This window comes from Bacillus sp. FSL L8-0654 (assembly GCF_038629965.1).
Classification (GTDB): domain Bacteria; phylum Bacillota; class Bacilli; order Bacillales; family Bacillaceae; genus Bacillus; species Bacillus safensis.
In genome coordinates this window covers 2594377-2606120 of the sequence record NZ_CP152026.1, presented here as the reverse complement: position 1 = coordinate 2606120, position 11744 = coordinate 2594377, and the positions used below count along the sequence as shown (strand labels likewise).

The following is an 11744-nucleotide window of genomic DNA, read 5'->3' as shown; positions in this document are numbered from 1 at the left end:
TCTTAACTTTTGTTTAAAAACGGTTTATTTAATTGTATAATAAGTACGGTTTTAGAAATTCGTATTGAAAACATCCAAATTTGCTCATGATTGTTTTCAAGCAGTGGAAATGGTATGTTTAATTCATATATGGTCTCTGAGGTGAAAAAGATGAAGCGTATAGGAGTTTTAACAAGCGGTGGGGATTCCCCAGGAATGAATGCAGCTGTGCGCGCAGTTGTAAGGAAAGCAATTTACCATAATGTTGAAGTTTACGGTATTTATAATGGATACTCAGGTCTAATTAACGGTAAAATTGAGAAACTCGAAATAGGTTCAGTAGGCGATATCATTCATCGTGGAGGAACAAAACTTTACACGGCAAGATGTCCTGAATTCAAGACAGTTGAAGGTCGTGAAAAAGGAATTGAAAACTTAAAAAAATTCGGTATTGAAGGACTTGTAGTCATTGGTGGAGACGGGTCATTTATGGGAGCGAAGAAATTAACAGAGCTCGGTTTTCCATGTGTAGGTGTTCCAGGCACGATTGACAACGATATTCCAGGTACTGATTTCACTATTGGCTTTGATACAGCACTGAATACTGTCATTGATGCCATTGATAAAATTCGTGATACAGCCACATCTCATGAACGTACATACGTAGTGGAAGTAATGGGAAGACATGCTGGTGATATTGCTCTTTGGTCAGGTCTTGCGGGCGGAGCCGAATCTATTTTGATTCCTGAAGCAGACTATGACATGGACGAAATTATTGCTAGGTTAAGAAGAGGTCACGAACGCGGCAAGAAGCATAGTATCATCATCGTTGCAGAAGGCGTAGGCAGCGGTGTTGAATTTGGTAAGCGGATTGAAGAGGAGACAAGCCTTGAAACACGTGTATCTGTCTTAGGGCATATTCAGCGCGGAGGTTCTCCGAGTGCGTTTGACCGTGTACTGGCAAGCCGTTTAGGAGCATATGCAGTCGAGCTTCTTCTCGAAGGACAAGGCGGACGCTGTGTAGGCATTCAAAGCAATGAACTCGTTCATCACGATATTTTAGAAATCTTAGATAAAAAACATACAGTCGATAAAAATATGTACCGACTTTCACAAGAGCTCTCTATATAAAACGAGAAGACCTTAGGAGGAACAGTAATGAGAAAGACAAAAATCGTTTGTACAATCGGTCCAGCAAGTGAAAGCATTGAAAAGCTGACTGAATTGATTGAAGCAGGAATGAATGTAGCCAGACTCAACTTCTCCCATGGAGATTTTGAAGAGCATGGTGCACGCATTGAAAACATACGTAAAGCAGGTAAAACATTAGGCAAGGACATTGCGATCCTTCTAGATACAAAAGGTCCAGAGATCCGTACACGTACAGTTGAAAACGGCTCAATTGAGCTAGTCGCTGGTGCTGATCTTATCGTGAGTATGGAAGACATTGTTGGAAATACGGAAAAAATTAGTGTGACATACGAAGATTTAATTCATGATGTAGAAGTAGGCTCAACGATTCTATTAGATGATGGTCTGATTGGTTTAGAAGTAAAAGAAATTAACAAGGACCGCAAAGAAATCGTCACTAAAGTCATGAACACAGGCACGCTCAAAAACAAAAAAGGCGTCAACATACCTGGCGTCAGTGTGAACCTGCCAGGTATTACAGAAAAGGATGCCAATGATATCCTGTTTGGAATTGAACAAGGCGTCGATTTCATCGCAGCTTCTTTTGTGAGACGAGCTTCTGATGTTCTTGAAATTCGTGAGCTTCTTGAAAAGAACAATGCGACTGATATTCAAATCATCCCTAAGATTGAAAACCAAGAGGGTGTTGATAACATCGACGAGATCCTTGAGGTATCTGACGGTTTAATGGTTGCGCGTGGAGATCTTGGTGTAGAGATCCCGGCAGAAGAAGTACCGCTTGTTCAAAAAATGCTGATCAAAAAATGCAATCGTTTAGGCAAGCCTGTCATCACAGCGACTCAAATGCTGGACAGCATGCAGCGTAACCCACGTCCTACCCGTGCGGAAGCAAGTGACGTGGCAAATGCTATTTTTGACGGCACAGATGCGATTATGCTTTCTGGTGAAACAGCAGCAGGAACATATCCAGTAGAAGCCGTACAAACAATGCATAACATTGCATCACGTTCAGAAGAAGCACTAAACTATAAAGCCATTCTTTCTCGCAGAAGCGAAGAAGTAGAAGTCAGCATTACAGACGCGATTGGTCAATCTGTTGCACATACAGCAATGAAGCTTGATGTAGCAGCCATTGTGACACCGACAGAAAGCGGACACACAGCAAGAATGATTTCAAAATATAGACCAAAAGCACCAATCGTAGCAGTTACTGCAAACGAATCAGTGGCGAGAAAGCTTTCACTCGTATTCGGTGTATTTGCAAAGAGCGGATCAAAAACGACGTCTACTGATGAAATGCTTGAGAATGCAGTAGAAAAGTCAATTGAAACAGGCTATGTAAGACACGGCGATTTAATCGTGATTACAGCTGGTGTGCCAGTTGGTGAAACAGGTACGACGAACTTAATGAAAGTATATGTTGTCGGTGACATCATTGCGAAAGGTCAAGGTATTGGCCGTAAATCTGCATTTGGACCGGTTGTCATTGCACAAAGCGGAAAAGAAGCAGAAGAAAAAATGTACGATGGTGCGATCCTGGTTGCAAACTGCACAGATCGTGATATGATGGGAGCTTTAGAAAAAGCATCTGCCCTTATCACAGAAGAAGGCGGTTTAACAAGCCATGCAGCAGTTGTTGGACTAAGCCTCGGCATTCCAGTGATTGTTGGTCTTGACAGCGCAACGACACTATTAAAAGAAGGCGAAGAGATTACAGTAGATCCAGCACGCGGAGCGATCTACAAAGGCCGTGCGAGCGTTCTTTAAATCATCCAAGAGGGGAGTTGTCTGACTCCTCTCTTTTTTTATGTTACACTAAAAAAAGTAAACAGCTTTCGATGAAAGATACCCCATGAGGTGATATGGTTGAAGAAATATTTTCTACTATTATTAATTCTGTTCCCTGCGGTGGAAATTAGTTTATTTTTAATCTCAAGTAAAATCATTGGCATTTTGCCAACCATGCTGCTCATCGTGCTGACAAGTGCCTTAGGTGCTTATTTTGCAAGAAAACAAGGTATAGAAGCCTTCCAAAAAGTGCAGCGAGATTTACAATATGGCAAGATGCCAGGGGGAGCGATTGTCGATGGTTTTTGTATTCTAATTGGCGGTCTGCTGCTGCTCATTCCAGGCTTCTTATCGGATCTCATTGGGGCTTTGCTGCTCATTCCGGTGACGAGAAAGGGAATCAAGCCGCTCTTTGAACGCTGGCTTAGAAACATGTCTAATCGCAACCGCTACACGATCATTCGTTAAAGAGACCTTCAGCTGAAGGTCTCTTTTATTTTTGCATGCCATACCGAATGTACTCATAAATATCTCTGAAAACTCCTGCATTACGGAATGCCTGCCACACGACAAGGGAAGCAGGGCCAATCACAAGTCCTAGAAAACCAAACCATTTTAACCCTACAAATAGCGCCACAAGCGTTGCTAAAGGATTAAGTCCGATGGATTTGCTTAAGACTTTTGGCTCTGATATTTGTCTTTGAATGAGGACGACAATATACAAAATGCCCAGTCCAATGGCGAGGGAAAGATTTCCTGTCATAGCAGAATAAATGATCCACGGTAGAAAAACAGTGCCGCTCCCGATATATGGAAGTAAATCGACGAGCCCGATACATAGAGCGATGACGAAGGCATGCTTGACCTTTAAAATGATGAGTCCAATCAATACAATACCAATCGTCATGGCAACAAGCAGAAGCTGAGCCTTCATAAAGCCGGTAATGGCTTTTTTGATTTCAGATAAAATAGCGCGTGTATGCTGCATCCATTTTGCGGGAAAGATACGTGAGCCATATGTTTTTAACGTAAACCAATCTTTCGTGATAAAAAAAGTCGCCAGAGCAGAAAATAACAGTGTGGCTGCTGCATCAGGCAAAAGACCTAAAAAAGCCGGAATAAGCTCGAATGTTTTTGAAAGAAAAGACCCGATTTTTGCGGCCGCTTCATCACCAAGTGCTTGAATTTGTCCCAAAATCGATTCCTTTTGACCTGCTTGAAGCGTATTAAATTGGGCCGTCACATCATGATATAAAGGCAGAATCTTGTCTGTGAAAAATTGCTCTACAATCCCAATCATTTGATCAAGATGACGGGGCAGCACCTTTGCCAAATAAGCACTTCCTGAAATGATTTCCGCAACTAGAAGCGTCATTAAGCCGGCGGCTGCGACTAAAAAGAGCAAGAGCACAATGACCACAACAAATCCTCTTGGCATCCCGGTGATCTCTTCGATTTTGCAGACGGCAGGATGAATTAAACAAGACACGATAAGGGCGATCCAAAAAGGATATAAAAACGGAAAAGACTGATATAAAAAGACAACCGCAAAAACAGCAATGCTGATCATCATCAAACTTCGAAGAAAAATGGCCACATAGGCGTGATTCACACAATCCCCTCCAAAAAACAAGCATGTCCGATACTTCATTTTATTCAAAAAGATTAGTAATATGAAAAGGTCGCAATAAAAAGAAAGAAAGGAGCGGCGTATGTTTACTCAAGCAAATTTGTTTTTGGTTCTTTTACTCGTTATTGCACTTATTGCAAAAAACAATTCGTTAATTGTAGCAGTCTCTGTGCTGATCGCGATTAAGCTGATTGGCCTGGATCAAAAAATTTTCCCGGTTCTCCAATCTAAAGGCATTAATTGGGGGGTCACCGTTATTACCATTGCAGTTCTGGTCCCGATTGCAACAGGTGACATTGGATTTAAGCAGCTTGGAGAAGCGATGAAATCTTCCTATGCTTGGATAGCTCTTGGAGCGGGTATATTAGTAGCATTAATTGCAAAAAACGGGATTGTGCTACTCGAAAATGATCCGCATATTACGGCAGCGCTTGTGTTCGGTACCATTTTGGCAGTCAGCTTATTTAAAGGTGTGGCAGTTGGACCGCTTATCGGGGCTGGAATTGCTTATTTGGCGATGCAGGCTGTGAAATTTTTCAGCGGGTGAAAAGAGAGTGGTTCCTGCCACTTTCTTTTTTAAATTTTTTCTTGCGTGAGCTTTTGCAAAAAAACATAATTAAATATATTAAAAGAAGCAAAATCCCTTTATTCCATGCCTGATATGGGAGACTGGAAAAAAAAATATCAAAAAAAATTATAGTTAAACATTTAACAAATGTCTGATTATTGTTTATAATGGGAATAGGCTTAATTTTGAACTCATTGATCACACAAGAGATATGAGGCTAAAAGCGCTCTAACCGTATAGGTAAATGTAAGCATTTTCTTTTCTGAGCCTGCTATCTTATCCGGATTGGATAGCGCTTTCAAAAAGTGAGAATTCTGCAACGAAGGGGAATCTTTTTAAAAAGGGGAGATTGAACATGACAGCAACAAGAGGTCTTGAAGGTATCGTGGCAACAACTTCATCCGTAAGCTCAATTATTGATGATACTCTTACTTATGTAGGGTACAATATCGATGATTTAACTGAAAAAGCTACATTCGAAGAAATTGTCTACCTGTTATGGCACTTAAAGCTGCCGAATGAGCAGGAGCTGAGTGATTTAAAACAGCAGCTCAATGAAAATGCTCAGATTCCGCAAGAAATCATTGAGCATTTTAAATCTTATTCGCTTGATGGGGTTCATCCAATGTCTGCGATTCGTACAGCAGTATCTTTACTAGGTTTACTTGATGACGAATCAGAGATTATGGACAAAGAAGCGAATTACAGAAAGGCGATTCGCTTACAGGCGAAAATTTCTGGACTAGTCGCTGCGTTTTCACGCATCCGCAAAGGGCTTGAGCCTGTACAGCCAAAAGAAGAATACAGCTATGCTGCAAACTTCTTGTATATGCTAAATGGCGAAGAGCCGTCACCAGTAGAAATTGAAGCCATTGATAAGGCACTTATTCTCCATGCGGATCATGAATTAAACGCATCGACATTTACAGCACGTGTATGTGTTGCTACACTATCAGATATCTACTCTGGTGTGACAGCGGCTATCGGTGCGCTGAAGGGACCGCTTCATGGCGGCGCTAATGAAGGCGTGATGAAGATGCTTTCAGAAATTGGCGAAGTTGAAAACGTAGATTCCTATATTCATGGTAAGCTAGAGAAGAAAGAAAAAATTATGGGCTTTGGCCACCGTGTATACCGTCAAGGTGACCCGCGTGCAAAGCATCTAAAAGAAATGAGCCAGCGTTTAACAAACCTCACTGGCGAGCCGAAATGGTATGAAATGTCTGTTCGCGCAGAGGAAATCGTGACATCAGAGAAAAATCTTCCACCAAATGTTGATTTTTATTCTGCATCTGTATATCACAGTCTTGGGATTGATCATGACTTGTTTACACCAATTTTCGTGATCAGCCGATTCTCTGGATGGATTGCTCACATTCTAGAGCAATATGACAACAACCGTCTTATCCGTCCAAGAGCTGACTACATTGGACCTGATCTTCAAACCTTTGTTCCGATCAGTGAAAGAGACTAATGTTTATAGAATAAGCGGGGGCTGATTTCAAAAGGCCAATCAGCCTCCATATCAACAAAAAAACGAATCACGTGAAAAACTTCTTTGTTTGCAGACATCAAGCCAAGAAGTTTCAAATATTCACTACATAACCTGGGAGGTAATATCATTGTCACAAGGCGAAAAAATTACAGTTACTGGCGGCGTATTGAATGTACCAAATAATCCAATTATCCCGTTTATTGAAGGGGACGGAATCGGTCCTGACATTTGGAAAGCAGCATCAAGAGTACTTGAAGCAGCTGTAGAAAAAGCATATAAGGGTGAAAAGCAAATCACTTGGAAAGAAGTATATGCAGGTGAGAAAGCTTACAATAAAACTGGAGAGTGGCTTCCTGAGCAAACGCTTGAAGACATTCGCGAATACTTAATTGCGATTAAAGGGCCACTAACAACACCAATTGGCGGAGGAATCCGTTCATTAAACGTGGCACTTAGACAAGAGCTTGATTTATTCACATGCTTACGTCCTGTTCGCTGGTTCAAAGGGGTACCTTCTCCTGTGAAACGTCCAGAAGACACAGATATGGTGATCTTCCGTGAGAACACAGAAGATATCTATGCTGGTATCGAGTATGCAAAAGGTTCAGACGAAGTGAAGAAATTAATTGACTTCTTGAAAAACGAATTAGGTGTTAATAAAATCCGTTTCCCAGAAACGTCAGGTATCGGAATCAAGCCAGTTTCTGAAGAGGGAACATCCCGTCTTGTCAGAGCGGCTATCCAATATGCAATTGACCAAGGCCGTAAATCTGTGACGCTTGTTCACAAAGGAAACATCATGAAATTTACAGAAGGTGCCTTCAAAAACTGGGGCTACGAAGTGGCTGAAAAAGAGTTTGGCGACAAAGTCTTTACATGGGCACAATATGATCGTATTGTAGAACAAGATGGAAAAGATGCGGCAAACAAAGCGCAGAGTGAAGCAGAAGCTGCTGGCAAAATCATTGTCAAAGACAGCATTGCAGATATTTTCCTTCAACAAATCCTAACTCGTCCAGCTGAGTTCGATGTTGTGGCTACAATGAACTTAAATGGAGATTACATCTCTGATGCACTTGCAGCACAAGTTGGTGGAATTGGTATCGCACCAGGTGCAAACATCAACTACGAAACAGGACACGCTATTTTTGAAGCGACTCACGGAACAGCACCAAAATATGCTGGTCTTGATAAAGTGAATCCATCTTCTGTTCTTCTATCAGGCGTGCTTTTACTTGAGCACCTTGGCTGGCAGGAAGCAGCTGATCTAGTGATTCAATCTGTTGAAAAAACAATTGCATCTAAAGTCGTCACATACGATTTTGCTAGATTAATGGATGGCGCAACAGAAGTGAAATGTTCTGAGTTTGCTGACGAGCTCATCAAAAACTTGTCTTGATTCTTAAACTTTAAAGTTAAAGGGGAAAAAGGAAATGGCAAACAAGCGTAAAAAAGTATCTGTCATCGGAGCAGGTTTTACAGGAGCAACTACAGCATTTCTAACGGCTCAAAAAGAATTAGCGGATGTCGTATTAGTTGATATCCCGCAGCTTGAGAACCCAACAAAAGGGAAAGCTCTTGATATGCTGGAAGCAAGCCCTGTTCAAGGCTTCGATGCGAACATTACAGGCACTTCTAACTACGAAGATACAGCCGGTTCTGATGTCGTGGTCATTACGGCAGGAATTGCAAGAAAGCCGGGAATGAGCCGTGACGATCTCGTGTCAACAAATGAAAAAATCATGCGCAGCGTGACACGCGAAATCGTTAAATATTCTCCAGAAGCCATTATTGTTGTGTTAACAAACCCTGTTGATGCAATGACATATGCCGTTTATAAAGAATCAGGATTACCAAAAGAAAAAGTCATTGGACAATCGGGCATTCTTGATACCGCACGCTTCCGTACGTTTGTTGCTCAAGAATTAAACCTATCTGTCAAAGATGTGACGGGCTTTGTGCTTGGTGGACATGGCGATGACATGGTTCCGCTTGTTCGTTACTCTTACGCAGGCGGTATCCCGCTAGAAACATTGATTCCAAAAGATCGTATTGATGCGATTGTTGAAAGAACAAGAAAAGGCGGCGGCGAAATCGTAAACCTATTAGGTAACGGTAGTGCCTATTATGCACCTGCTGCTTCACTAGTAGAAATGGTTGAGGCGATTCTAAAAGATCAGCGCCGCGTGATTCCAACGATTGCATACCTTGAAGGTGAATATGGCTACGAAGGCATTTACCTTGGTGTACCAACAATCGTAGGTGGAAACGGCCTTGAGCAGATCATTGAGCTTGAGCTGACAGAAGAAGAAAGAAGTCAGCTTGACCGTTCTGTTGAATCTGTTAAGAACGTCATGAAAGTATTGTCTTAATATGAAAAAAAGAAGGCTTCTCTTATGAGGGGCCTTCTTTTTGTTTACAAAACCAATCTTGTCGAAATTTTAAATTGTCCTCTTGTTAAGCTTTCGTTAAAATGAAAGAGAAAGCATGACTTCTCGCTTTTCACATAAGATACAAAAAAACGGATGCAGGGGAAATCACTAATTGGAGGCACAACATGAATAAAAAAATATTAGTTGTGGATGATGAAGAATCGATTGTAACACTTCTAAGCTATAACCTTGAAAGGGCGGGCTATGATGTCGTCACAGCAAGAGATGGGGAAGAAGCGCTTGAAAAAGCAGCAAGTGAACAGCCTGATCTCATTGTATTAGATTTAATGCTTCCGAAAATGGACGGTATTGAAGTGTGCAAACAACTGAGAATTCAAAAAATGATGTTCCCTATTTTAATGCTGACAGCAAAGGACGATGAATTTGATAAGGTGCTCGGTCTTGAACTTGGAGCCGATGATTACATGACAAAGCCATTCAGTCCTAGAGAAGTGGGTGCTCGGGTAAAAGCCATCTTGAGAAGAGCGCAGCAATCTCAGCCTGTCCCCGCGCAAGAGGAGAAGGAAGAGGTCATTGCAGACCAAATCAAAATTGGTGAACTGCGCATTTTACCAGAACACTATGAAGTCTACTTCCAAGAAGAACGCCTAGAGCTTACGCCGAAGGAATTTGAACTGCTGCTTTATTTGGCCAAGCATAAAGGACGTGTCCTCACACGTGATCTGCTGCTAAGTGCCGTTTGGAATTATGACTTTGCGGGTGATACTCGTATTGTGGATGTACATATCAGCCACTTGCGGGACAAAATTGAAAAGAATACGAAAAAACCAACATACATTATAACCATTCGCGGCTTAGGCTACAAATTGGAGGAGCCAAAGCCAAATGAGTAAAATTCGAACCCGTCTGTTTTCGGGCCTTATTTTTCTCCTTTTTATTGTGTTTGTTGCACTTGGCCTTTTTTTGGATCACATGTTCCATGTTTTTTATGAAACAAAATTAACGGAACGAATGGAAAATGAATCGAGCTTTCTCCTTTCTTCCATGGATGGTGATGATCTGCAGGCGAAGCAAAACAAGGAGATCCTCAATCAGGCAAAGCAGCATCTCGATATGAATGCGTCAATTGTGGACCTGAAGGGGAATATCATACATACAACAGGTCAAGCGGAGCAAAGGGGCATCATTCAAAACACACTGAACAATGAACGCCTTCAAACAAAAGGAGTCGTCATTGAGGATGAAAAGGATGCGCTGTTTCATTACGCAGTCCCTATCCTGAAACAAAATGAACCGGCAGGCTATTTATTTCTCCATGCGTCATTCCAGCCTTTAAATGAAATTGACGGCCAGCTTTGGCTCGCATTAGCGGTTTGTCTTGGCTCGGCGATTATTATTATCGTTTTCTTTGGATACCGCATGTCGATGAAATATGTAAAACCGATAGATTATGCCACAAAGGTAGCCAAACAGCTGGAACGCGGGAACTATGATACCAATCATTATGAAGAGCTCATCATTGAAACAAGTGAGCTTAATACATCAATGAAGCGCCTGGCAGAAAGCCTTCAAGAAATGACAAGCACTGGGGAGATGCAGCGAGACCGTCTGCAAACAGTCATTGAAAACATCGGAGCAGGGATTATTTTGATTGATAAGATGGGGTATATTAACCTAGTCAATCGAACTTTCCGCAAGCAGTTTAAGGTGCAAAAGCACATTTACATGCACAAGCTGTATCATGAAGCATTTACACATGAAGAAATTATTGAGCTGATTGACGAAATTTTCATGACAGAAACGAAGGTGCGGAAGTTTTTACGCCTGGCCGTTGACATTGAACGGCGCTACTTCCAGGTGGATGGTGTTCCCATTTTAAGTACAGACGATGAATGGAAAGGAATAGTCCTTGTGTTTCATGACGTGACAGAAACAAAGCAGCTGGAGCAGATGCGAAAAGATTTTGTCGCCAATGTGTCTCACGAGTTAAAGACACCGATTACGTCGATTAAAGGATTCTCCGAAACTCTTCTTGATGGAGCGATTGATGACAAAGAAGCGCTGACACAATTCCTTTCCATCATTCTAAAAGAGAGTGTCCGTCTCGAAACACTCATTCAAGATTTACTCGATCTTTCCAAAATCGAGCAGCAGCATTTCAAACTGAATATTCAAGACGCCAATGCGACAGAAATCATTCAAGAGATTGAAGTCCTTTTAAAACAAAAGGCCGCAGAAAAAGGCATTCAATTACAAGTGCGAATCCCGAAAGAGCCTGTCTATGTGATGGCAGATCCTCTGAGGTTAAAGCAAATCTTCCTCAATCTCGTGAACAATGCCCTTACCTATACACCAGAGGGAGGGAGTGTCACCATTTCGGCAAGACCGCGGAAAGGCGCCTATGAATTTGATGTAGCAGATACAGGAATCGGCATGAAGAAAAGCGAGATTCCAAGAATATTTGAGAGATTTTATCGAATTGATAAAGATAGAAGTAGAAATTCAGGCGGTACAGGACTTGGTCTTGCCATCGTCAAACACCTTGTGGAGGCGCATGAAGGGACGATTTCGGTCCATAGCAAACAAGGTAAAGGAACGACTTTTACAGTGAGCCTGAAATCAAAATAGGGAAAAAAGGAAAGTCGCGTTAAAATTTACATGATCTTTACAATGGATTCATGTTTAGTTAAACAATCATTGGTAGGATGAATAGGAACCCCTTCATCCAAGGAGCCAATT

10 protein-coding genes are annotated in these 11744 nt (G+C 41.7%); 9 read left to right on the top strand and 1 reads right to left on the bottom strand.

Annotation, left to right across the window (positions count from 1 at the left end; genetic code table 11):
* Positions 1–150 precede the first annotated feature (150 nt).
* The 3 genes from pfkA (at position 151) to MHH65_RS13405 (ending at position 3387) form a co-directional block, all read left to right on the top strand.
* Positions 151–1110 carry a 6-phosphofructokinase gene (gene pfkA / locus MHH65_RS13415; RefSeq protein WP_024424794.1) on the top strand — a complete coding sequence of 320 codons (960 nt, stop codon included), beginning with the start codon at positions 151–153 and terminating at the stop codon, positions 1108–1110.
* Between the two features lie 27 nt (positions 1111–1137).
* Entirely contained in the window at positions 1138–2898 is a 1761-nt protein-coding gene (pyk, locus tag MHH65_RS13410; RefSeq protein WP_024426143.1) for a pyruvate kinase, read from the top strand.
* Positions 2899–2997: 99 nt separating this feature from the next.
* Positions 2998–3387 (top strand): FxsA family protein, encoded by a 390-nt coding sequence (locus tag MHH65_RS13405; RefSeq protein WP_024424793.1) that lies wholly within the window; start codon positions 2998–3000, stop codon positions 3385–3387.
* Between the two features lie 25 nt (positions 3388–3412).
* Here MHH65_RS13405 and ytvI read toward each other — a convergent pair whose 3' ends face one another.
* Complete coding sequence (gene ytvI, locus MHH65_RS13400; RefSeq protein ID WP_034279643.1) at positions 3413–4531, bottom strand: sporulation integral membrane protein YtvI; 1119 nt, start codon at positions 4529–4531, stop codon at positions 3413–3415.
* 100 nt (positions 4532–4631) lie between these two features.
* Here ytvI and MHH65_RS13395 point away from each other — a divergent pair, with 100 nt between their 5' ends.
* From MHH65_RS13395 to MHH65_RS13370, 6 genes are all read left to right on the top strand, one after another.
* On the top strand, positions 4632–5096 hold the full coding sequence (locus MHH65_RS13395; protein ID WP_024424791.1) for a DUF441 domain-containing protein: 465 nt from the start codon (positions 4632–4634) through the stop codon (positions 5094–5096).
* Positions 5097–5472: 376 nt separating this feature from the next.
* Positions 5473–6591: a citrate synthase gene (citZ, locus tag MHH65_RS13390; protein ID WP_065214539.1), complete on the top strand. Its 1119-nt coding sequence runs from the start codon at positions 5473–5475 to the stop codon at positions 6589–6591.
* A gap of 148 nt (positions 6592–6739) precedes the next feature.
* Entirely contained in the window at positions 6740–8011 is a 1272-nt protein-coding gene (gene icd / locus MHH65_RS13385) for an NADP-dependent isocitrate dehydrogenase (protein WP_024424789.1), read from the top strand.
* 34 nt (positions 8012–8045) lie between these two features.
* Entirely contained in the window at positions 8046–8984 is a 939-nt protein-coding gene (gene mdh, locus MHH65_RS13380) for a malate dehydrogenase (protein WP_008356047.1), read from the top strand.
* Between the two features lie 185 nt (positions 8985–9169).
* Positions 9170–9898, top strand: coding sequence for a response regulator transcription factor (locus MHH65_RS13375; RefSeq protein ID WP_268414170.1), 729 nt, complete (start codon positions 9170–9172; stop codon positions 9896–9898).
* Positions 9891–11633 carry an ATP-binding protein gene (locus MHH65_RS13370; RefSeq protein WP_065214541.1) on the top strand — a complete coding sequence of 581 codons (1743 nt, stop codon included), beginning with the start codon at positions 9891–9893 and terminating at the stop codon, positions 11631–11633. Before MHH65_RS13375 ends, MHH65_RS13370 begins: the two co-directional genes overlap by 8 nt.
* Positions 11634–11744 lie beyond the last annotated feature (111 nt).

Bases quoted from the DNA above. Each gene is read 5' to 3' on its own strand.
- MHH65_RS13375 (WP_268414170.1), top strand. From the start codon at position 9,170: ATGAATAAAAAAATATTAGTTGTGGATGATGAAGAATCGATTGTAACA.
- mdh (WP_008356047.1), top strand. From the start codon at position 8,046: ATGGCAAACAAGCGTAAAAAAGTATCTGTCATCGGAGCAGGTTTTACA.
- pyk (WP_024426143.1), top strand. From the start codon at position 1,138: ATGAGAAAGACAAAAATCGTTTGTACAATCGGTCCAGCAAGTGAAAGC.
- pfkA (WP_024424794.1), top strand. From the start codon at position 151: ATGAAGCGTATAGGAGTTTTAACAAGCGGTGGGGATTCCCCAGGAATG.
- citZ (WP_065214539.1), top strand. From the start codon at position 5,473: ATGACAGCAACAAGAGGTCTTGAAGGTATCGTGGCAACAACTTCATCC.
- MHH65_RS13370 (WP_065214541.1), top strand. From the start codon at position 9,891: ATGAGTAAAATTCGAACCCGTCTGTTTTCGGGCCTTATTTTTCTCCTT.
- MHH65_RS13395 (WP_024424791.1), top strand. From the start codon at position 4,632: ATGTTTACTCAAGCAAATTTGTTTTTGGTTCTTTTACTCGTTATTGCA.